The organism is Microbispora sp. H10836, assembly GCF_012999525.1.
In the GTDB taxonomy this organism is placed as follows: domain Bacteria; phylum Actinomycetota; class Actinomycetes; order Streptosporangiales; family Streptosporangiaceae; genus Microbispora.
Map to the genome: position 1 here is coordinate 65,486 of NZ_JABBWU010000006.1, position 19,842 is coordinate 85,327.

At 72.8% G+C, this 19,842-nt stretch carries 20 protein-coding genes; 14 read left to right on the forward strand and 6 right to left on the reverse strand.

Annotated elements, in window-relative coordinates:
- The first annotated feature begins 16 nt into the window (after positions 1–16).
- Positions 17–1,312 (forward strand): HAMP domain-containing sensor histidine kinase, encoded by a 1,296-nt coding sequence (locus HHX30_RS13525; RefSeq protein WP_169982276.1) that lies wholly within the window; start codon positions 17–19, stop codon positions 1,310–1,312.
- Between the two features lie 35 nt (positions 1,313–1,347).
- The gene (locus HHX30_RS13530) at positions 1,348–1,803 is read left to right on the forward strand and encodes a PepSY domain-containing protein (RefSeq protein WP_169982277.1); all 456 of its coding nucleotides are present in this window, start codon (positions 1,348–1,350) and stop codon (positions 1,801–1,803) included.
- Between the two features lie 70 nt (positions 1,804–1,873).
- Here HHX30_RS13530 and HHX30_RS13535 read toward each other — a convergent pair whose 3' ends face one another.
- Positions 1,874–2,926 carry a serine/threonine-protein kinase gene (locus HHX30_RS13535; protein ID WP_169982278.1) on the reverse strand — a complete coding sequence of 351 codons (1,053 nt, stop codon included), beginning with the start codon at positions 2,924–2,926 and terminating at the stop codon, positions 1,874–1,876.
- 273 nt (positions 2,927–3,199) lie between these two features.
- Between HHX30_RS13535 and HHX30_RS13540 the strand changes: the two genes are divergently transcribed.
- On the forward strand, positions 3,200–3,409 hold the full coding sequence (locus HHX30_RS13540; RefSeq protein ID WP_142572552.1) for a ubiquitin-like protein Pup: 210 nt from the start codon (positions 3,200–3,202) through the stop codon (positions 3,407–3,409).
- A gap of 76 nt (positions 3,410–3,485) precedes the next feature.
- Here HHX30_RS13540 and HHX30_RS43235 read toward each other — a convergent pair whose 3' ends face one another.
- From HHX30_RS43235 to HHX30_RS13555, 3 genes are all read right to left on the reverse strand, one after another.
- Positions 3,486–6,251: a glycoside hydrolase family 38 C-terminal domain-containing protein gene (locus tag HHX30_RS43235; RefSeq protein WP_169982279.1), complete on the reverse strand. Its 2,766-nt coding sequence runs from the start codon at positions 6,249–6,251 to the stop codon at positions 3,486–3,488.
- Positions 6,211–7,425 carry a Gfo/Idh/MocA family oxidoreductase gene (locus HHX30_RS13550; protein WP_311922355.1) on the reverse strand — a complete coding sequence of 405 codons (1,215 nt, stop codon included), beginning with the start codon at positions 7,423–7,425 and terminating at the stop codon, positions 6,211–6,213. The genes HHX30_RS43235 and HHX30_RS13550 overlap by 41 nt, the downstream gene beginning before the upstream one ends.
- Positions 7,426–7,491: 66 nt before the next feature.
- Positions 7,492–8,751: a CehA/McbA family metallohydrolase gene (locus HHX30_RS13555; protein ID WP_169982472.1), complete on the reverse strand. Its 1,260-nt coding sequence runs from the start codon at positions 8,749–8,751 to the stop codon at positions 7,492–7,494.
- Positions 8,752–9,008: 257 nt separating this feature from the next.
- On the opposite strand from HHX30_RS13555, the gene prcB reads away from it, so the two are divergent.
- The 5 genes from prcB to HHX30_RS13580 all read left to right on the forward strand — a co-directional run bounded on the left by prcB (position 9,009) and on the right by HHX30_RS13580 (position 13,944).
- On the forward strand, positions 9,009–9,824 hold the full coding sequence (gene prcB, locus HHX30_RS13560) for a proteasome subunit beta (protein ID WP_169982473.1): 816 nt from the start codon (positions 9,009–9,011) through the stop codon (positions 9,822–9,824).
- A gap of 21 nt (positions 9,825–9,845) precedes the next feature.
- Entirely contained in the window at positions 9,846–10,670 is an 825-nt protein-coding gene (prcA, locus tag HHX30_RS13565; protein WP_169982280.1) for a proteasome subunit alpha, read from the forward strand.
- A 130-nt stretch (positions 10,671–10,800) separates the two neighbouring features.
- Positions 10,801–11,478 carry a hypothetical protein gene (locus HHX30_RS13570; RefSeq protein ID WP_169982281.1) on the forward strand — a complete coding sequence of 226 codons (678 nt, stop codon included), beginning with the start codon at positions 10,801–10,803 and terminating at the stop codon, positions 11,476–11,478.
- A gap of 69 nt (positions 11,479–11,547) precedes the next feature.
- Complete coding sequence (gene pafA / locus HHX30_RS13575) at positions 11,548–12,906, forward strand: Pup--protein ligase (RefSeq protein WP_169982282.1); 1,359 nt, start codon at positions 11,548–11,550, stop codon at positions 12,904–12,906.
- A gap of 72 nt (positions 12,907–12,978) precedes the next feature.
- Positions 12,979–13,944 carry an FKBP-type peptidyl-prolyl cis-trans isomerase gene (locus tag HHX30_RS13580; RefSeq protein ID WP_169982283.1) on the forward strand — a complete coding sequence of 322 codons (966 nt, stop codon included), beginning with the start codon at positions 12,979–12,981 and terminating at the stop codon, positions 13,942–13,944.
- A gap of 66 nt (positions 13,945–14,010) precedes the next feature.
- Here HHX30_RS13580 and HHX30_RS13585 read toward each other — a convergent pair whose 3' ends face one another.
- Complete coding sequence (locus HHX30_RS13585) at positions 14,011–14,877, reverse strand: chitosanase (RefSeq protein ID WP_311922356.1); 867 nt, start codon at positions 14,875–14,877, stop codon at positions 14,011–14,013.
- A gap of 161 nt (positions 14,878–15,038) precedes the next feature.
- Between HHX30_RS13585 and HHX30_RS13590 the strand changes: the two genes are divergently transcribed.
- Positions 15,039–15,704, forward strand: coding sequence for a transcriptional regulator (locus HHX30_RS13590; RefSeq protein WP_311922357.1), 666 nt, complete (start codon positions 15,039–15,041; stop codon positions 15,702–15,704).
- Between the two features lie 14 nt (positions 15,705–15,718).
- Positions 15,719–16,195, forward strand: coding sequence for a DUF3291 domain-containing protein (locus HHX30_RS13595; RefSeq protein WP_169982284.1), 477 nt, complete (start codon positions 15,719–15,721; stop codon positions 16,193–16,195).
- Here HHX30_RS13595 and HHX30_RS13600 read toward each other — a convergent pair.
- Positions 16,141–17,208 (reverse strand): DUF3866 family protein, encoded by a 1,068-nt coding sequence (locus tag HHX30_RS13600; protein WP_169982285.1) that lies wholly within the window; start codon positions 17,206–17,208, stop codon positions 16,141–16,143. The genes HHX30_RS13595 and HHX30_RS13600 overlap by 55 nt on opposite strands.
- A 39-nt stretch (positions 17,209–17,247) precedes the next feature.
- On the opposite strand from HHX30_RS13600, the gene HHX30_RS13605 reads away from it, so the two are divergent.
- The 4 genes from HHX30_RS13605 (at position 17,248) to tatA (ending at position 19,823) form a co-directional block, all read left to right on the forward strand.
- On the forward strand, positions 17,248–18,189 hold the full coding sequence (locus tag HHX30_RS13605; protein WP_169982286.1) for a YafY family protein: 942 nt from the start codon (positions 17,248–17,250) through the stop codon (positions 18,187–18,189).
- Positions 18,186–19,139: a WYL domain-containing protein gene (locus HHX30_RS13610; protein ID WP_310741851.1), complete on the forward strand. Its 954-nt coding sequence runs from the start codon at positions 18,186–18,188 to the stop codon at positions 19,137–19,139. The genes HHX30_RS13605 and HHX30_RS13610 overlap by 4 nt, the downstream gene beginning before the upstream one ends.
- A gap of 101 nt (positions 19,140–19,240) precedes the next feature.
- Positions 19,241–19,384: a hypothetical protein gene (locus HHX30_RS13615; protein WP_169982287.1), complete on the forward strand. Its 144-nt coding sequence runs from the start codon at positions 19,241–19,243 to the stop codon at positions 19,382–19,384.
- A gap of 115 nt (positions 19,385–19,499) precedes the next feature.
- A complete protein-coding gene (gene tatA / locus HHX30_RS13620) occupies positions 19,500–19,823 on the forward strand; it encodes a Sec-independent protein translocase subunit TatA (RefSeq protein ID WP_169982288.1) in 324 nt (107 codons plus the stop codon).
- Positions 19,824–19,842: the final 19 nt, after the last annotated feature.

A 19,842-nucleotide genomic window follows, 5' to 3' on the forward strand; every position in this document is an offset into this window, starting at 1 on the left:
GCCCGGGAGAGCGCCGGTGAGGCGCTGGCTCGCGGCCCTCGTCGCGGCGACGACGTCACTCGTGCTCGTGTCGCTGCTCGTGCCGCTGGCGCTGCTGGTCCGTTCTGTGGCGCAGAGCGAGGCCGTCGACTCGGCGACCCGGGCCGCCGAGTCGGTCGCGGTCGCGGTCGGCACCGTGGACGAGGAGACGCTCCGGCTGACCGCGGAGCAGGCGAGCGCGTCGAGCGGCCACCCGGTGACGGTCTTCCTCGCCGACGGCCGGGTGCTGGGAACCGCCGCGGCCCGCTCGGCCGCGGTGGACCTCGCGGCGCGGGGCCGCAGCCTGTCGGCGGCGGCGCCGGGCGGCCGGGAGATCCTGGTGGCGGTCGAGGGGGCGCCGGGCGGCACCGCCGTCGTCCGCGCCTTCCTCAGCGACGACGATCTGATGCGCGGCGTACGTCAGACGTGGCTCGCGCTGCTGATCCTCGGGGTCGCCCTGGTCGGGGTCGGCATCCTCGTCGCCGACCGGCTCGCCCGCGCGGTCGTCCGGCCCACCACGGCGCTCGCCGAGGTCTCCCACCGCCTCGCCACGGGCGACCTGACCGCCAGGGCGACGCCACTCGGCCCGCCCGAGGTGCGTACGGCCGGCCTGGCCCTCAACCACCTGGCGGGACGCATCTCGGACCTCCTCGCCGAGGAGCGGGAGATCGTGGCGGACGTTTCCCACCGGCTGCGCACACCCCTCACCGGCCTCAGGCTGGAGGCGGAGTCGCTGTCGGACCCCGGAGAGGCGGCGAGGATCGAGGCGCGCGTGGACGCGCTGGAGCGCGCGGTCACCGCGGTGATCAACGACGTCCGGCGGCGGTCGCGGGAACGGGCCTCGTGCGACGCCGTCCCGGTCGTGCGCGACAGGGTGGCGTTCTGGTCCGTGCTCGCCGAAGACCAGTCCAGGGCGGTCGTGCTCGACCTGGCCCCCGGCCCGCTGCCGGTGGCGGTCTCCGCCGAGGACCTCGCCGCCTGCGTCGACGCCCTCCTGGGCAACGTCTTCGCGCACACCCCCGACGGCGCGTCGTTCCGCGTCCGCCTCACCGCCGGTGACGCCGGCCCGGACGGCGTCGGCGGGGAGGGCGGCCCGGTGGTCCTCACGGTGTCGGACGCGGGTCCGGGCTTCGGCCCGGGCGACCCGCTGAGGCGGGGGGAGAGCGGGGCCGGGTCGACCGGCCTCGGCCTCGACATCGCCCGTCGTGTGGCCCAGGAGTCGGGCGGCTTCCTGGCTCTCGGCGAGTCCGATCTGGGCGGTGCGGAGGTACGCCTGGTTTTAGGGATCGCTTAGCGCGGCCCTAGCATGATCGCTGCGACGGTTGGGTCATGAGACAGACAACGAAGATCGCTCTCGCGGCCGCCACGACCCTCGCCGCCCTGACCGCCGGTGGAACGGCCGTCGCCTCCGCCTCCGTCGCGGCGCCGGCCACCGCCTCCACCGCCTCCACCGCTTCGACCGCCACCGCCTCGGCCTCCACCGCCGTCAGCCGGAGCCGGGCGATCGCGATCGCCAAGAGGCGGGTGCCCGGCGCCCGGGTCACCAAGGTGGAGCGCGAGTGGGAGCACGGCCGCCGCGTGTGGAAGGTCGAGCTCCGCAAGGGCCATCGGGAGTACCGGGTGTACGTCTCCGTCGCGAGCGGGAGGATCGTCAGGTTCCGGGTCGAGGACGACGGCCGACGGCACGACGACCGGGGTCACCACGGCAGGGGACACGACGACCGGGGCCACGACGACCGGGGGCACCACGACCAGGGGCACCACGGCCGCGGTCACGACGACTGACCGTACGACGGGACGGTGGGCGACGGCTCTTCGGCGAAGGACGCGGGAGAGCCGTCACCGGCAGGCGGGCTCAGGGCGCCGGGGGGCCGTTGCGGTGCCGGCGGGGGCGGGTCGTGGGAGCGGGCCAGTAGGGCGAGTCCCCCTGTGGCTGATCTACGTCGTAAAGGCGCCCGGCCGTGAGCTCCCCGGGCGCCCGCGGCGATCCGTGCGCGGGGGCGCGGCCGTAGGGATGCTCCCTGCTCTGCCTGGGCGCGGTACGGCTCGGCAGCTCGCCGGCCGTCCGGCCCGGCGTCGCCGCCGGGATGCCCTGCCGCCGCAACACGTCCACCAGCACGTGCATCGCCTGGTCGACGGTGAGTCGTTCGTCCGGGTCGGGCCGCAGCAGGCCCTCCAGCAGCGGCCGCAACGGGCCCGCCCGGCGCGGGGGCTCGGGCCTGTGGCCGAGCAGCACCTCGGCCGGCAGCGGGCCCGTGGGCGGGTACGGCGGCCGTCCCTCGACCCCGCGATAGAGCGTGGCGCCGAACGACCACAGGTCGGCGGAGGGAGCCAGGGACTTCCCGCGCAGCCGCTCGGGGGCGAGGTAGGCGCCGGACCGCGCCACCGGCACGGTCGACGACCCGGCCGGGTCCCGGTCGAAGGCGGCGATGCCGAAGTCGGTCAGCACCACCCGGTCCTCGGTCAGCATCACGTTTGCCGGCCGGATGTCCCCGTGGACGACGCCCAGCGAGTGCGCGTGCCGTACGCCCGACAGGAGCTGGAAACCCACCCAGGCGGCCCAGTGGACCGGGAGCCGGCCGAGGTGGCGCACGGTGTCGGCCAGCGTGAGGCCCTGCAGGAGCTCGGTGACGATCCAGAGCCGGCCCTTGTCCTCCAGCAGGTCGTGCACCGTGATGACGGCCGGGTGGCTGAGCCGGGCCGCGGAACGGGCCTCCCGCAGCGCCTGCCGGCGTGCGGCGGCCAGGTCGGCCACGTCCACGCGGTACGGCGGCTGCACTTCCTTGATCGCGACATCGCGCTTCAGGCGGAGATCATGGGCCTGCCACATGATCCCCCCGGAGTCCCGACGGAAGGGCGTCAGCAGCTTGTACCGATCCGCCAGCAGTTGCCGTGCGTGCGATGCCATCGACCACCCGTGCGCTAGCCCCAGATCCGTGATCCATCAATTGTCGTCCCGGATGCGGTCGCACCGCGCCGAAAGGCGGCCACGGGGAGTGTGACGTCGATAACGATCCGGTCTATGAGCGCGGGGAATTCTCCGTGTTCGCCTTGCCTGCGGGCACCGGGTGGGCCGGCCTCGCACCCCCGCCGAAGATCGCACGCCCTTTCGCGCGCATTGTCGGTCGGTTCGGGGAAGATATGGGGAGAGGCGTCCCCCCGAGCAGCGGAGGTGTCAGGGATGGCGACCAAGGAGACCGGCGGCCAGAAGCAGACTGGGCGTCAGGAGCACGAAGTCGAGGAGACCGAGGCGCAGGCGTCCCCGGACGTCCAGGAGCGTCAGGAGAAGCTCACCGACGACGTCGACGCGATCCTGGACGAGATCGACGAGGTCCTCGAGGAGAACGCGGAGGAGTTCGTCCGTTCCTACGTGCAGAAGGGCGGACAGTAACCCGACGGAGGCGTCCGGCCCGGTGGCGGCGCTCCGGGGGAACCGACCCCTCCGGCAGGGCCGCCGCCGGGCGCCGTCACGCCCCGGCGAGATGAACGGTCGCGATCTCGAAGGGCCTGAGCGGGACGCGTACCGTCCGCCATGAGGTCCCCTCGTCGCGGGACACCTCCAGAGGGCCCAGGGGAGAGCCCTGAACGTCGGCCGTCCAGGCCGCGGTGAAATCTCCCCGTACGACCGCCTCGGTGGCCGTGGGATGCTCGGCCACCAGGCGGACCTCCAGCCGTCCGTCCCGCTCGCGCAGAGCGGTCATCACGACGCCGTCCCCGCCGATCGAGAGACGGCCGTCCCGGCCCGTCCCGGCCGCACCGCCCCCGCCGGCGCCCGGCACGGCGAGCAGGTCGTGGCGGAACTCCTCCGCGAGCCGCGGCAGCCCCGCGTCGTGCCACCCGCCCGCGTACGGCAGGACGGCGAATCGCACGGTCAGCGGCCCCTGGCACTGGGCGGCCGGGGTCGGCACCTCGGGTCCCGCGGGCTCGTCGCGGTAGGGATTGCGGTTCCGGGACAGGTACCCGACGGACCGCACGAGCGTGAGCGCCATCTCGGTCCCGGCCCCGCTGATCTCGTCCCCGATGATCTCGTACTCGGTGACGTGGTCGAGCAGCACGGCGAGGCCGCCGGCGGCGGCGAAGGACTCGGCGGGGAAGGTCGGGATCGGCCGTTCGCCGCCCCCGCCCTCGGCGGTCAGGCCGCGCCGCACCACGGCGAACTGTCCCTCCGCGTACGACTCGGCCGCCGCCCGGGGCAGCGGCGCGTGCCAGCGGATGCGATGGTCGCGGCAGCGCACGTCCATGGTGATCTCACACCGGGCGAACGGCTCGCCCGCCCTGAGCTCCACCCGGGTCGTGACGACCGCCGGCACGGTCGCGGCGTCACCCGCGCCGGCCGGCCAGTCGTACCCGCGGGTGATCTCGTACGCGCCGGTCAGCGGTCCCGAGCAGATCTCCTCGACGGTGACGCGGGAGGGCCGGTCGAGGAGCCGGTCGCCGGGCGGCGGCGCGTGGTTGTAGGTGTCCCCGGCGTCCCCGCCGTGGACGATCCGCCCGACGCCGTGGACCTCCACTCCGTCCGCCCCGCGCAGGGACAGCGTCCCGTCGTCCGCCACGCGCACCCGCAGCAGGCCGTTGTCCAGCACCGGCTCGAACCCGTACGGGTCGGTCCGCAGGGCGCCCGGGACGGGGGCGGGTTCGGCGGGCGCGACCGGACGTGCGGTGAGGACGGCGCGGCCCAGCGGCGGCACGGTGACCAGCGCGGCCACGGTGACCACGGGCTCGGCCACCGTGCGGACGGCCCACGGCCCCGGCCCGGCGTCGAGGACGGCCCTGCGCAGGTCCTCGTACGCGTACGCGCCGGACGCGTGGCGGCTCACGGTGACGGTGAACACGCCGTCCGCGGCGGCCCAGGAGACGATCTCGTGGCCGTACAGCTCCCGCTCGTGCACGCGCCCGAGGAGCAGGGAGAGGTCGTCCATGACGGTCTCGTCGAGCAGGGTCGCGGCGTGTTCGAGCCGCTGCACGGGAACGTTGACGGGGACCGCACGCCCGCGGCCGTCGGCCAGCGACGCGCGGTCCTCCGGCAGGTCGGCGAGCACCAGGCCGGTCCGCTCGAAGGGGGACGGGTTGACGACGACGAGCGCGTCCTTCGGCGCGGCCCCGGCGAGGGATGCGGCGACCAGGTCCACGACCGCCTGGGCCGTCTGCCCGGCCTCGGCGATCCTCGCGGCCACCTGCTGGGCGGTCTCGTCGGAGCCGCACCCGGTGACCGAGTCGTGCCCGCCGCAGGCGATGACCGACCGCCAGGCCATGTCGATCAGGCGCCCGCACGCCGAACGGTCGGTGAGCCACAGCGCGGACATCGGCTCGGCGTAGCGGGTGAGGAGCCGCTCGGCCCGCGCCATGGCCTGCTTCAGCGGCACCCGGGCCGAGATCACGCCGGGCAGGAGGTTGGCCCGCGCGTGCGAGCGCAGCTCGCCCACCGCCCGGGGCAGCCCGTCGCCGGGCCCGTGGAGGCCGGTCAGGGCCTCGGCGAGGGTGGCGACGCGCAGTCCCGACGCGGTGATCTCGCGGGCGGGGGCCGAGTGGTCGGCGCCGTACATCGCCAGCAGGGTCCCACCGGTCGCCCAGTCCCCGGTCGCCCAGTCCCCAGCCGCACGGACGAAGGCCGCCACGCGGTCGGGCATGCGCTCGGCCGGGCCGGCGAACAGGCCGGAGGCGTTGCCGTACCCGCCGGGCAGGTATCTCGTCCTGATCGTCGTGCCGTCGGCGCCGGTCCAGTCGAAGGTGTCGCGGTCCACGTGCGCGGGCACGCCCCGCCACAGGCAGGCCAGGCGCAGCCCCGCCAGCGACAGGATCTGCGGCATCTGGGCGCAGTGGCCGAACTGGTCGGGCAGGTACCCGACCGGCATGGCGCCGCCGAGCGCGGCCGCCCCCCGCATGCCGTACTCCAGGTTGCGCAGCAGGGTCTCGCCCGAGCACAGGAACTCGTCGGCGAGGATCAGCCAGGGCCCCACGGCGAGCCGCCCCTCGGCGACGAACCGGGCGACGTCGTCGCGGCGTCCGGGGCGGATCTCCAGGTAGTCCTCGACCGCCGCGAGCTGGCCGTCCATCGTGAAGCGGTAGGCGGGGTCGGCGGCCATGGCGTCCAGGACCTCGTCGAGCACCCGCACCAGGCCGACGCGGAACCGCTGGAAGGGCAGGTACCACTCGCGGTCCCAGTGCGTGTGCGGGACCACCACGATCTCGCCGCTATCCGCGGACGCCCTGCTCGGCGTGACCGATGGCTCCACTCGCGCCCTCCTCGGCGTAGCTGCTGACGTCGGCCCCGGCGGTCGCCTCCCGGGGGGCGCCGGTGACCTCCTGGGCGCACTCCCCGCCGATGGGGACGCCGGCCCAGCGCGCGTACCGGTGCACGATCCGCTGCGCCGTGACGATATCCTCCAGGGCCCCGTCGAGTCCGGTGAGCGGCGGTTCGTCCTGGGTGACGAAACGGTGGAAGGCGCGTAGCTGCCGCTCGAACGCCTCGGCGACGTCCTCGCTGACGACCGTCCGCTCGGTGGTGCCGACGCGGCAGGTGACCGTCAGCCGGGTGGGCGTGTTCAGCATGTACGGCGAGGGGAAGCGCAGCTCCAGCGATCCGTGCTCGTGGTGCAGGGTCATGACCTCGTGGTACGCCGGGTAGCTCGGCAGGTAGTGCCACCGCAGGCCGTACCGGCCGGAGCCCTCCACGGGCAGTGTCCCGCTCACCTCCAGCGACGGCGGGAAGGCCTCCACCGGCCACACGGCCACGTGGTCCACCGTGTCCGGAGATCCGGTGAACAGCCGTATCAGCGACAGCTCGTGGCAGAGGCTGCTCAGCAGGACCTCGGCGTACAGCCGCCGCAGCCGCTCGGAGGAGGTGCCGAGCGCGGCGGTGAGCGCCCGGTCGTCGGCCTCCGCGTAGGGGGCCGTCCGCTCGGGGGAGGGCCGTCCGGGCCGCGCGCGGGCGAACAGCAGCTGGGACTCCTGCGACGGGTGCAGCACGGTGGCGTCCAGGTGGCGGACGACGTCCGGCCCGCCGGCCTCGTGCAGCGCCTCCAGCAGCCGCTGGGAGGCCGGGTCGTACTGCTTCATGTAGCCGGTCATCAGCCGCTCGCCGGAAAGGCCGCTCAGCTCGGCCCGGCTGTAGGCGAGGGGCTTCTCGCACAGCACCCACAGGCCGCGTTCGAGCGCGGCCCGCACCAGCGGCCCGTGGGAGCCCGGCGTGAGCACGATCAGCGCGTCGAGCCCGCCCTCGTCCAGCATCGCCCGCGGGTCGTCGTACCCCGGGACGCCCGCCTCCCGGCCCACCGTCTCCGCGTGCCCGCGGTCGAGGTCGCACACGGCCGCCACCCGGAACAGGTCGCGCCGCCGCGCCAGCAGGGGCAGGTAGACGACCTGCGCGACCACGCCGAGCCCGGCGATCCCCACCTTCACCGTCTCCACGTCCTCAGCCTCCTCCGCTCGGCGACCTGCCCTGCACCTCCCCATCGGCGGCGTGGCGCAACCTCGTCAGCTGCACACGGCCATGAGCTCGTTGACGGGCGTCTCCAGGCGGTGCGTCCCCGGCCGGGCCGGCAGGAGCGCGAGGTCCCCGCGAATCACGCGACGGGTCCGCGGCCCCCACAGCACCAGGCCGTCGGCGTCCACGGCCAGGAACTCGTCCTCCAGCCGCAGCAGCAGCGGGCCGTTCAGGGAGGCCGACACCGCGGTCCGCCCCTCCGCGACGGCGCGTACGACGGCCCCCGCGGCCTCGGGGCCCCGGCCGTCGCCCTCGGCGAGCACCCACGTCGCCGGCGCGCCGGGCGGGTGCCCCTCCTCCGGCCGGTGGTAGTCGCCGCCGCCCACCACGACCAGGCCGCCGGTCAGGCCCGCGGCCCAGGCCTGCGCCCAGGCCAGCGGCGCGCCCCAGGTGCGGTCGTGCCAGCTCCGGTGCCACAGCTCCACGGTCCGCGGCCGGTCGGCCATCGGGTGCCGCCACGCGCAGTCGGCCGCCACCGGGTGGTTGACCGACAGCACCCCGCCCCGGTCCCGTACGGCCTTCACCCACTCGTCCGGGGGCAGCCGGAAGTCGATCCAGCCGACGTCCCCGAGGGCGCCCGCGTGCCCGAGGTCGGTGGTCACCTCCTGCCCGGGCACGAGGACGATCCCGGCGAGCGCCGAGGCCGCGGCCAGCTCCGCGTGGTGGCTGACGGTGTTGTGGTCGGTCACCGCGAGGAAGTCCAGCCCGGCCGCGGCCGCGACGCAGGCCAGTTCGTAGACGCTCAGCGTCCCGTCGGAGTGGTCGGTGTGCGCGTGCAGGTCCCCGGCGAGCCAGCGGTGTCCGGGCGGCGACGGCAGGCGGCGGCGCACGGCGGCGGGCTCGGGCGGGAGCGGCCCGGGCACGCGGGAGATGCGGGTGCGGCGCCGACGCGGCCGGGCGGGCGGCCGCACGTGCCTGATCACCCGGATCTCGTACGGCAGCCCGCCGAGGGGCACGCGGTGCAGGCCGACCAGCACCCGCCACACGCCCGGCTCGATCTCGCCGGGCAGGTAGCCGGGGGTGGCCCAGGAGGGCGCGACGGTGTACTCGGAGCGCGCGCCGCCCGACCAGCCGCGGAAGCCGGCGGGCCCGGCGCAGCCGAGGTCGAGCACGCCGGCCGACCGGTCGTAGGACAGGCGCACCGTGAGGGCGGCCGTGCCGGGCCGCACCTCCACCGGCACCTCCGCCACCGGCCCGGCCAGCCGGTCGTCCAACGTCCACGTCCCGCCGACCACGGCCCTGGTGGTCATCGTCTCGCCGCCATCGTCACCCACCGCGACCCGCACGACCTGAGGAATCCGGCTCCATCCTCGACCCTCGCACGCGATTACCCGCGAGTAAAGAAGCGGCTCGGCGGACGAGTGAGGGACGAGTGCCCGGCGTCTTATGGGATGTCTGGTTCGCGCTGAGCTGATCGGGAAGAGTGCAACCAGAGCTGAGACCTGAGTATGGTCGGGCGTAACAACGCATGCTTGGAGGGAGTCGCGTGGCATCTCAGCCAGCCTGGATGAACAGCCTCTTCACATATACGGGATCGTCGTCGTTCTCGGAGTTCGTCGGCGTGCACGCGCCGAACCTGCTGCCCGCCCGCAACGAGTCGCTGGCGGCGCCGGTGGGCGACGAGATCCCGCACGCGACCACCATCGTCGCGGCGACCTGCGCCGGCGGCGTGGTGATGGCGGGCGACAGGCGTGCGACCTCCGGGAACATAATCTCGCAGCGGGACATCGAGAAGGTGTTCCGCACCGACGACTACTCCTGCATGGGCATCGCGGGCACCGCGAGCACCGGCCTGGAGTTGGCCCGGCTGTACCGGGTCGAGCTGGAGCACTACGAGAAGACCGAAGGCCGCTCGCTGTCCACCGAGGGCAAGGCGCACCGCCTGGCCACCATGATCCGCGGCAACCTGCCCATGGCCATGCAGGGCCTCGTGGTCGTGCCGCTGTTCGCGGCCTACGACCCGGGCCGCGACGCCGGGCGGATCTTCAGCTACGACGTGGGCGGCGGGCCGTACGAGCAGAAGGAGTTCCACTCCATCGGCTCGGGTTCGATCTTCGCGCGGGGGTCGCTGAAGAAGCTGTACCGGGAGAACGCAAGCCCGCAGGACACCGCCCTGACCTGCCTGCACGCCCTGTACGACGCCGCCGACGACGACTCGGCCACCGGCGGCCCCGACGTGATGCGGAAGATCTGGCCGGTCGTGGCCGTCATCACCGCGGACGGCTTCCGCCGCCTCCCCGACGACGAGGTCGCCGAGTTCGTGGAGTCCATGCTGGAGAGGCGGATGGCCGCCCCCGAAGGCCCGACCGCGCCGCTGCGCTAACCCAAGAGAGGATCACCCCCGGTGTCCATCCCCTTCGGAGGATATGCCTCGCCCGAGCAGATCATGCGGGACAGGGCGGAGTATGCCCGCAAGGGCATCGCTCGCGGTCGCAGCGTGGTCGTCATGCAGTACGCCGACGGCATCCTGTTCGTGGCGCCCAACCCGTCGAAGGCGCTGCACAAGATCAGTGAGATCTACGACCGCATCGGTTTCGCCGCGGTCGGGCGCTACAACGAGTTCGAGTCGCTTCGCCTGGCCGGCATCCGCTACGCCGACATCAACGGCTACACGTTCAACCGCAACGACGTCACCGGCCGGGGCCTGGCGAACCTGTACGCCCAGCACCTCGGCATGATCTTCACCGAGTCGATCAAGTCGTTCGAGGTGGAGATCGTCGTCGCGGAGGTCGGCGACGCCCCCGAGGACGACCAGATCTACCGGATCACCTTCGACGGCTCCGTCTTCGACGAGCAGGGCATGGCCGTGATCGGCGGCCAGGCCGAGGCCGTCGGCGGACGCCTGAAGGAGCGCTACAGCGAGGGACTGCCGCTGCCGCAGGCCCTCGACGCCGCGCTGGCCGCCTTGACCGAGCCGGGTGGCGAGCGTCCCCCGGCGACCCAGCTCGAGGTCGCCGTGCTCGACCGCGGCCGGGAGCACCGCAAGTTCCTGCGCCTGACCGGGCCCCGCCTGGACAAGCTCCTGGAGACCGCCGGGGAGGGCCGGGAGAGCGCGCGGCGGCCCGCCGCCGAGCAGACCTCGTCCGAGGAGGCGCAGGCCGAGCAGGCTCCCGGCGCCACCCCGCCGATCGCCCCGGAGGGTGAGATCGACACGGGCTCCGGCGAGTAGTCCGCACTTCCGTCCCTACCATCGCGGCGCCGCGTCCCTCTCCGGGGGCGCGGCGCCGTCCCGCGGTGGGGCCGGATCAGGGACTTACGGCTCAACCAAACCTCGATTTCGCTACTCTCATCCTGTTGTGATGACTTTTGATCTTTTCCGGCGAGCGGGCGTTCCGGCCGCCGCCGTCGCCCTCCTGTCGCTGACCGCCTGCTCCGGGTCCTCCGGCGGCACGGCCTCGCCCACCGTGACGGCCACCGTGACCGTGACCGCCCCCGCGTCGCCCGCGGAGCCGTCCCCCGCCCCGGAGGACTCCGGCACCCCGGCGGCGGAAACCCCGACCGCCTCGGCCACGCCCGCGGCCCCGCGGAAGCCGGCCGGGCCGCCGATCACGGACAAGACGCCGGCTCCCTTCGGGGGGACCCTCCAGTCGGACCCAGGGCACGACTTCACCAAGGGACTCAGCCCCAGCAGGGACGGTGTCGTGCGCGGGCAGCTGGTCGCCATGCACGACGAGAACGTGGCGGAGTACCGGCCGATCAAGTACGTCAAGGAGTACGGCGGCAGCACGACCGGTCACTTCGAGGGGCCGCCGGAGGGCGACGTGACGGCCTTCGCCGCGCCCCTCGCGAAGGACGTGGTGTTCCTCAGCGCGGTCGGCTGCGACGGCAAGGACCAGACCATCGACGGCCGGTACCTCGGCACCCAGCGCTGCTCCAGGGACAAGCTGGTCCTGCGCGCCGACAAGGGCGACCTGCGGGCGCTCATCACCGTCGACGGAGGGCAGATCGTCAAGGTGACGGAGATTTACGTCGCCTGACGGCTCCTTCTCTTCATTCCACCGCCTGATCACTGTTCGGCCGCCGGTTTCGGGGAATAGGGTGAGGTGATGGATCGACGCATATTCGGGCTGGAGAACGAGTACGGCGTCACCTGCACGTTCCGCGGGCAGCGGAGGCTGTCGCCGGACGAGGTGGCGCGGTACCTGTTCCGGCGAGTGGTGTCCTGGGGCCGATCGAGCAACGTATTCCTGCGCAACGGCGCACGTCTGTATCTGGACGTGGGCAGCCATCCCGAGTACGCCACCCCTGAGTGCGACAACGTCGTGGAGCTTGTCACCCACGACAAGGCAGGGGAGCGGATCCTGGAGGGTCTCCTCGTGGACGCCGAGAAGCGGCTCCGCGAGGAGGGCATCGCGGGAGACATCTACCTGTTCAAGAACAACACCGACTCGGCCGGCAACTCCTACGGCTGCCACGAGAACTATCTCGTGGGCCGGCACGGGGAGTTCGGACGGCTGGCCGACGTCCTGATCCCCTACCTGGTGACGCGGCAGATCATCTGCGGCGCGGGCAAGGTGCTGCAGACCCCGCGCGGAGCCGTCTACTGCGTCTCCCAGCGGGCCGAGCACATCTGGGAGGGCGTGTCCTCCGCGACCACCCGGTCCCGGCCGATCATCAACACCCGTGACGAGCCGCACGCGGACGCCGAGCGGTTCCGCCGGCTGCACGTCATCGTGGGCGACTCGAACATGAGCGAGACCACGATGCTGCTCAAGGTCGGCGCCACCGACCTGGTGCTGCGCATGATCGAGGCGGGCGTGGTGATGCGCGACCTGTCCCTGGAGAACCCGATCAGGGCGATCCGGGAGGTGTCCCACGACATGACGGGCCGCCGCAGGGTGCGCCTGGCCAACGGCCGCGAGGCCTCGTCGCTGGAGATCCAGCAGGAGTACCTGACCAAGGCGCAGGACTTCGTCGAACGGCGCGGCGGGGACGCCATCGCCAAGCGGGTGCTGGAGCTGTGGGAGCGCACGCTGCGCGCGGTCGAGACGGGCGACCTCGACCTCGTCTCGCGGGAGATCGACTGGGTCACCAAGTACCAGATGATTGAACGTTACAGGCAGAAGTACGACCTGCCGCTGTCGTCGCCGCGCGTGGCGCAGCTCGACCTGGCCTACCACGACGTCCACCGCAAGCGGGGCCTGTTCTACCTCCTGCAGAAGCGGGGGGCCGTCGAGAGGGTGGCCGACGACGTCAAGATCTTCGAGGCCAAGTCGGTTCCGCCGCAGACCACGCGGGCCAAGCTGCGCGGGGAGTTCATCCGCAAGGCCCAGGAGAAGCGGCGCGACTTCACCGTCGACTGGGTCCACCTGAAGCTCAACGACCAGGCCCAGCGGACGGTGCTGTGCAAGGACCCGTTCCGCAGCGTGGACGAGAGGGTCGACAAGCTGATCGCCGGTATGTGATCTCTTACACCGCTCTGACGGCGGGTTCGGGTAGCCTGGCCCGGACCCGCTGTCTGTTTGAGGATTACCTACATGCGCCGTAGTACGGCACTCGTCGCCGCCCTGCCCCTGCTGCTCGCCGCCGCGTGCGGAACCGCGCAGAAGACCGCCTCCAGCGCGAGCCCCGCCGCTTCCGGGGCCCGGGCCGCGGCCACGGCCATCAAGGTGACGGGAGAGGTCGGCAAGAAGCCCACCCTGACCTTCCCGTCGGGCCAGCCCTCGCTCACGTCCGCCTCCATCAAGGTCGTCGAGGGCCAGGGCACCCCCGCCAAGGACGGCGACGTCCTCACCGCCAACGTCACGGTCTACAACTGGGACGGCAAGGAGAACAAGTCGGCGGGCTCCGACTACGACCAGGGCAAGTCGGAGTTCGTCTCGGTCAGTCCGCAGCTGCCCAAGGCGCTGCACGAGGCGCTCGTCGGCGCCAAGCCCGGCGGCCGGGTGATGGCCGTCGTCGCCAAGGACAACCTGAGCGCCGAGCAGCTCGACCAGGCCAAGCAGCAGGGCCAGGACTTCAACAACACGTCCCAGGTGCTGGTCATCGACGTCATGTCGGCCACGCTGAAGTCCATCGAGGGCACCGCCGTCGACCCGGGCGTCGACGGGGTGAAGATCGGCAACCCCGGCGGTGACAAGGCCCCGGCGCTGACCACCAAGACCAGCGAGAAGGCGCCCAAGAAGCTCGTCGTCAAGACCGTGATCAAGGGCGCCGGCCCGGAGGTGAAGGCCGACCAGACGGTCCTCGCCCACTACGTCGGCAAGATCTGGGGCACCGACAAGCAGTTCGACTCCAGCTGGGAACGCGGCCAGCCCGCGACCTTCGCTCTCAACCAGGTCGTCAAGGGCTGGTCGCAGGGGCTCACCGGAGTGCCCGTCGGCAGCCGCGTCCTCATCACGATCCCGCCGGACCTCGGCTACGGCAAGGAGGGCAACGCCCAGGGCGGCATCAAGGGCACGGACACGCTCGTCTTCGTCGTGGACGTCCTCGGCGCCGCCTGACACCCGCATACGACAACGGGGCCCCTCCCGCCGCCCGGCGGGAGGGGCCCCGTCGTCGTGCGGGCGTCAGCTCCGGATCTCGTAGGCGTCGCCGTAGACCTTCCAGCGCAGCGGCGGATCGAGGTCGAGGTTGCCGTTCCTCAGGAACACCCGCTGGGCTGTGTCGACCCGGCTGGTGTCGCTGTGCGCCTCCTCCGTCTTCATCGCCGCCTTGCGGGCGTCGAGGAACGCGTTGAGGTAGGCGACCTCGTCCCCGCCCTGTGCCGGGGTCTTCGCCTTCTTCATGGCCGTCTTGCGGATGCCGCCGAAGCTGACCGCGTCGTCGCCCGGGCCGTGCATGACGATGGCGTCGTAGTAGACGAACTGCCCGAGCGCGCGCAGGCCGTCGGCCTTGGCCCGGGCCACGGCCGGGTCGAAGTAGACCCGGTCGCGCTCGTCGTTCTGCGCCTGCCGGAACACCGGATCCGTGGCGGCGGCGCGCCAGTCCCCGGGGAAGCCCGGGTCGAGCCCCCGGTGCGAGTCGGTGCCGTTCACCTTCCGCAGGGCGGGCAGATACTTGGCCAGCACGTTGCCGGGCTTGCGCCTGGTGTAGAGCTCGACCAGGTCGAGCATGTCGCCGGTGCCCGAGCAGAAGCCGATGATGCCGGCGGTGTAGCCGCGCCCGTCGTCGATGTCCTCGATGTACTTGTACTGGGCCTTCCAGTCGAGGGAGGAGTTCTCCGCGCTGGAGACGAGCTCCATCGCGATCTCCTTCTTCTTCGGGTCGGTGAGGTCGGCCGGGGCGGCCATGACCGTGACCTTCAGGGGCTCCCCGGCGGCGGCCGGGCCGCCGGTGGCGGCTCCCGCCGCTCCCGTGGGGAGTGCGGCCGCGGCGGCGGCCAGGAGCAGCAGAGCCGCGCGCCGGGGAGTGCGCCTGATCAGCGGATCTTTCACGTGCGTCGCTCCGTTCTCCGCCCGCGACCGGCCTGCGGCGGGGGAGGCGGGCGGGGATGAGCCCTCCATGAGGGGGATTAGTTAGGAAGGTTTCCTAATGAAAGCAGCATGCTCGCGACGGTGTCAACGGTCCCGCCGGCGGCACGACCTAGACTCCGGCTGTGACGAGCGACGACCTGGAGTCGATGAGCGTGCTCGGCGATCCCGTGCGGCGGGCGCTGTACCGGTTCGTGGCCGAGCAGGGGCGGGACGTGGGCCGCAACGAGGCGGCCGAGGCGGCCGGCGTCCAGCGCACGCTGGCCGCCCACCATCTGGACAAACTGGTGGAGGCGGGCCTGCTCGAGGCGGGATTCAAGCGGCTGAGCGGCAGGGCGGGCCCCGGCGGTGGCCGCCCCGCGAAGGTCTACCGGCGGGTGCGCGAGGAGCGGTCCGTGAGCCTGCCGCCGCGGGACTACCGCACGCTGGCGCTCGTGCTGGCGGAGACCGTCGACCTGCTGGGCGGCGAGGAGAAGGCCGAGGAGGCCGCCCGGCGGGCGGGGGAGCGCCTGGCCGCCGGCTCCTCCGGTGCCGGCGGGGCCGCCGGTCTCGTGGAGGTGCTGCGCGGGCGCGGCTACGAGCCGTACGAGGAGGAGGGGCGGGTGCGGTTGCGCAACTGCCCCTTCCATGTGCTGGCCGAAAGTCACCCGCTGCTCGTGTGCTCGATGAACCTCGCGCTCTGCGAGGGGATGCTGGCCGGTCTTGGCGAGACAGGGGTCGCCGCGACGCTCGATCCGAGACCGGGGGAGTGTTGTGTGGCCTTCACATCTTCTAAAAACAACGAAGATTGACATAGACTCGGGGCATGCATCTCGCCCAGTTCAACGTCGCCCATCTCCGCGCGCCCCTCGACTCCCCGGCGCTGGCGGACTTCGTCGCCGCACTGGAACCGATCAACGCGTTGTCCGACGCCGCCCCCGGCTTCGTGTGGCGCATGAAGGGGGGCGAGGACCCCACGGACACCATCCAGCACGAGTACGGCGATCTTCTGCTGGTCAACTTCTCGGTCTGGGAGTCACGCGAGGCGCTGTGGAACTTCGTCTACCGCAGCGCCCACCTGGACGTCATGCGCCGCCGCCGCGAGTGGTTCCACCGGGCGGCCGAGTCGTACACGGTGATGTGGTGGGTGCCGGGGGGCTACCGGCCGTCGCTCGACGAGGCCATGGCGCGCCTGGAACTGCTCCGGGCGCAGGGACCGGGCCCGGAGGCGTTCACGTTCAAGGACTTCTACGAGAGCAGCGACGCCGCGTACCTCCCGGCGGCGGCGGAGGTCAGGAAGTAGGCCAGGTCCTCCTCCAGACCGCGGCCCATGGTGGACAGCCGCACGGGTGACGCCTTCAGCGCGTCGTGCAGGCCGTCCACCGGCACGGTCACGATCTCGTGGCGCGTGGCCAGGGCCGCGGCCTGCTCGCGCACCGCCGCCCCGAACGCGCCGGGCAGATCCGGCACGACGACCCGGGCCGGGGCCAGCGCGACCCGGCCGTACGCGGTGAGCGAGTGGTGCGACACCCCGACGTGCCGCTCGCGCCGGTCGCCCTCGCTGACCCGCAGCGCGGCCACGGGCCGCCCGCCCAGCACGGCGGCGGCGTTGACCGCCTCGCCCGCGGCGACGCCGGAGAACCCCCAGCGGGTGCCGGTGCCGAGGTTGCCCGGCCCCTGCGCGACCACGGCGACGTCGGCGCCGAGCACGTGACGGGCGGCCAGCAGGCCGGTGTGCAGCGTGACCGCCTCGACGTCCCCGCCGAAGGACTGGCCGGTCGTCACCACCCCGCACAGCCAGTCGCGCTCGCGCAGGGTCGCGCACGACATCGAGAACCAGGCCGGCAGCGCCCCGCCGTCCTGCATCACGTACGCCACCCTGGTGCCCGGGGAGTCCGCGTACAGGCCGCACAGGATCGCGGGCAGGGCGGAGTGCAGATCCGCGACGACCACGGGCATCCCGCCGACCGAGTCCGCCTCCCGCAACGCCTCGTGGTGCGGGGACCCCTGCTCGTCCGCGCCGAGCACGGTGGCCTGCAACGGGGTGTAGCGTGCTTTCACCAGGTGGCCGGGGCCGGAAGGATCTTGCGGTAAACGGTCCGGGACGGCGACCACCATGGCGTACCCTCCCGTACCGAGACCCATGGCGAGGGCGGTCGTGTTGAGCAGCACGGTGTCGCCCACTTCAGGGCGTCCCACCAGCGGGGGATAGGCGAGCGCCCGGCACTCGCCCTCGGCGACGGCGACGTCGAGTTCCACCGCCCCCGGCCACTCGCGCCGGACCCGCACCACCTCGCCCTTACGCCATCTGATCACGCCGAAAAGGGTAGCGTTCTCGACTGGAAGGGAGGCCCGATGTCGCGGCGGAAGACCGAGCGGCTGCTCAATCTGGTTATCTGCCTGCTCGCGACGCGGCGGCCGTTGAGCGCGGAGCAGATCCGGCAGGCCGTGCCCGGGTACGACCCGGACAACGACGAGGCCTTCCAGCGCATGTTCGAGCGCGACAAGAACGAGCTGCGCGAGATCGGCATCCCCATCGAGGTCCACAAGGACCCCTGGGAGGACGACCCCGGCTACCGGATCGTGCGCGAGGCCTACGAGCTGCCCGAGATCACCCTGGAGCCGGACGAGGCCGCCGTCATCGGCCTGGCCGCGCAGGTGTGGCAGCGGGCGAGCCTCGCGGAGGCGGCCGGCGGGGCGCTGCTGAAGCTGACCGCGGGAGGCGTGCACGCCGACCTCGCGGAAAGCCCCCTGGAGCTGCGGGTGGACACCCGCGACCCCGCGTTCCCCGCGCTGTGGGAGGCGGTGCGGGACCGGCGCGTGGTCGCCTTCGGCTACCGCTCGGCCGGCAGCGAGTCGGTGCTGCGGCGGACCGTCGAGCCGTGGGGGGTCGTCAGCCGGCGCGGCCGGTGGTACCTGGCCGGGCACGACCGCGACCGCGGCGCCGCCCGGGTCTTCCGGCTCAGCCGGATCACCGGGGCCGTGTCCACACTCGGGCGGCCGGGGGCGTTCACCGTGCCCGAGGGGCTGGACCTGCGCGCGATGGTGGGCTATCAGGAGCTGCCGAACGAGCGGGTCGCCCTGGTGCGCGTGCGCAAGGGCACCTGCCTCGGCCTGCGGCACGCCGCCCAGGCCGTACGGACGGGCGAGGGCGAGTGGGACGAGGCCGAGGTGACCTTCGCCGACCCAGAACGGCTGGCCGGGTGGCTCGCCAGCCTCGGCCCCGACGCCGTCGTGGTGGACCCGCCGGACGCGCGTGAGGCCGTGATCCGCCGTCTGAAGGGGGCGTTGCAGTGAGCTCGGACCGGCTGCCGCGGCTGCTCGCGCTGGTGCCGTACCTCATGTCGCACCCGGGCGCGCAGGTGCCCGAGGTCGCGCGGCTGTTCGGCCTGTCGGAGAAGCAGCTCGTCGACGACCTCCAGCTCGTCTGGATGTGCGGGCTTCCCGGGCACACCCCCGGTGACCTCATCGACGTCTCCTGGGACGGCGGCGAGATCCTCATCGACAACGCCGAGGCGATCGCCCGGCCGCTCAAGCTCGGCGTGGACGAGGCGAGCGCGCTGCTGGTCGCGCTGCGCATGCTCGACGAGCTGCCCGAGTTCCAGGGCCGCGACGTGCTCGGCCGGGTCATCGCGAAGCTGGAGCAGGCGGCGGGCGAGGGCGCGGCCACCGTGAGCAGCCAGGTCCAGGTGGAGATCGGCGCGGCCCCGGACGCCCACGCGGTGATCACCGACGCCGCCCGGAGGGGCCGCAGGCTGTCGCTGCGCTACTACGTCCCGGGGCGCGACGAGATCACCCCCAGGGAGGTCGACCCGCTGCGGGTCGTGCTGGTGGACGGCCGGCACTACCTGGAGGGCTGGTGCTACCGCGCGGAGGCGATGCGGATGTTCCGCGTCGACCGGATCCTGGACGTCGAGGTCCTCGACGTGCCCGTGGACCCGCCCGCCGGGGCCGAGCCGATGGACGTGGCCCAGGGCGTGTTCCGGCCGTCGGACAGCGACGAACTGGTGGAGCTGGAGCTGACCCCGGCGGGCCGCTGGGTGGCCGAGTACTACCCCTGCGAGGAGGTCGCCGAGCTGGGCGAGGGGCGCCTGCGCGTCTCGCTGCGGGCCCGCGACCAGTCCTGGCTGGTGCGGCTCGCGCTCCGGCTGGGTGACAGCGGCCGCGTGCTGTCCCCGTCGTCGCTCGCCGAGCGGGTGACGGCCACCGCCAGGCAGGCGCTGGCCAACTACGAGACCGCCGTCTGATGGGCGAGGGCTCTGCCGTACTCGCCGCTGCCCGCCGGGCCGGGGCCGTGGATTGAGCGCGCCGCAATCACCTCGCCGTCGTGGCCGTTAGCATGGCCGGTATGACCTGGATCTTCGTCGCGCCGGTGGTGGCCGTGGCCGGGCTCGCCGTCCTCGCATGGCCGGCGGCCCGGGTGCTCACCGCGGCGCGGGAGCTGCGCGCCGAGGTCGACCGCGCCAAGGGGCGGCTCGAAATGTCCGAATAGCGGGATTTTGCCCGGGATTGATGTGATTCTGAAGCCCCGAGACAGGTGAACTTAGGCGTGTGGTGCGCGTACGATCGAGGAGTAGTACCCACGGCCCTCGCGGTAAGGACACGACATGCCCAACCTCGGACCCATGGAATGGATTCTGATCCTCCTGGTTCTGATCCTTCTTTTCGGCGCCAAGAAGCTCCCGGACACCGCCAAGGCCCTGGGGCAGTCGCTGCGCATGTTCAAGAAGGAAACCAGCAAGATGAGCGAGGAGGACGAGGCGCGGCAGACCGTCAAGGCGCAGGCCGAGCCCGTCACCCCGCCGGCGGCGCAGATCCCGCCGGTCACCCCGTCCGTCGAGGAGCGGCTGCGTACGCTTGAGGAGGAGAACCGGAAGCTGCGCGAGAGCCAGCAGCCGGTGAGCTCGCAGAACGAGCAGCGCTCCAACTAGGGCTCCCCGCCGCCTCACA

Bases quoted from the DNA above. Each gene is read 5' to 3' on its own strand.
- HHX30_RS13530 (WP_169982277.1), top strand. From the start codon at position 1,348: ATGAGACAGACAACGAAGATCGCTCTCGCGGCCGCCACGACCCTCGCC.
- HHX30_RS13535 (WP_169982278.1), bottom strand. From the start codon at position 2,926: ATGGCATCGCACGCACGGCAACTGCTGGCGGATCGGTACAAGCTGCTG.
- HHX30_RS13540 (WP_142572552.1), top strand. From the start codon at position 3,200: ATGGCGACCAAGGAGACCGGCGGCCAGAAGCAGACTGGGCGTCAGGAG.
- HHX30_RS13555 (WP_169982472.1), bottom strand. From the start codon at position 8,751: ATGACCACCAGGGCCGTGGTCGGCGGGACGTGGACGTTGGACGACCGG.
- prcB (WP_169982473.1), top strand. From the start codon at position 9,009: ATGAACAGCCTCTTCACATATACGGGATCGTCGTCGTTCTCGGAGTTC.
- HHX30_RS13570 (WP_169982281.1), top strand. From the start codon at position 10,801: ATGACTTTTGATCTTTTCCGGCGAGCGGGCGTTCCGGCCGCCGCCGTC.
- pafA (WP_169982282.1), top strand. From the start codon at position 11,548: ATGGATCGACGCATATTCGGGCTGGAGAACGAGTACGGCGTCACCTGC.
- HHX30_RS13580 (WP_169982283.1), top strand. From the start codon at position 12,979: ATGCGCCGTAGTACGGCACTCGTCGCCGCCCTGCCCCTGCTGCTCGCC.
- HHX30_RS13595 (WP_169982284.1), top strand. From the start codon at position 15,719: ATGCATCTCGCCCAGTTCAACGTCGCCCATCTCCGCGCGCCCCTCGAC.
- HHX30_RS13605 (WP_169982286.1), top strand. From the start codon at position 17,248: ATGTCGCGGCGGAAGACCGAGCGGCTGCTCAATCTGGTTATCTGCCTG.
- HHX30_RS13615 (WP_169982287.1), top strand. From the start codon at position 19,241: ATGACCTGGATCTTCGTCGCGCCGGTGGTGGCCGTGGCCGGGCTCGCC.
- tatA (WP_169982288.1), top strand. From the start codon at position 19,500: ATGCCCAACCTCGGACCCATGGAATGGATTCTGATCCTCCTGGTTCTG.